This is a genomic window from Arthrobacter sp. 05T423 (assembly GCF_056396245.1).
Genome location: NZ_JBFTLC010000120.1, coordinates 1 through 416, shown reverse-complemented (window position 1 = coordinate 416; position 416 = coordinate 1). Strand labels below are relative to the sequence as shown.

The window sequence follows — 416 nt, the reverse complement described above, 5'->3', positions numbered from 1 at the left end:
GATGTCGACGGCCACCGGATCACCGCGCTGTTGACCAACTCACCGCGCTGGCACGGACCATTCCTGGACGCCAGGCACCGTGCCCGGGGCCGGTGCGAGAACCGGATCAAAACCCTGAAAAACACCGGTCTGGGCAAGCTGCCCTTCTTCGACTTCGCCGCGAACCAGGCCTGGGCGAACATCGCCTCCCTGGCCTTCAACCTGGTCTCCTGGCTCCAGCTCGCTACCCTCCCGGACGGCCATCACGCCAAAGCCTGGGACATCAAGCGCTGGCGCTACCGGCTCTTCGCGACCGCCGGGAAAATCATCACCCGCGCCCGCCGCAACCAGCTCCTCCTGCCCGAAGCCGCACCCGAGAAAGACCTTCTGAAACTGCTGCTGGAGAACACCATGCGCCTCCAACAGCCACCGCCCGC

Annotated in this window: 1 protein-coding gene; it reads left to right on the top strand. The window is 65.9% G+C overall.

Translation table 11 applies throughout. The features are described 5' to 3' along the window. Nucleotides 1-416 (top strand): transposase (locus tag AC1DFE_RS24185; RefSeq protein WP_476908346.1); only part of this gene is annotated, 416 nt, incomplete at both ends.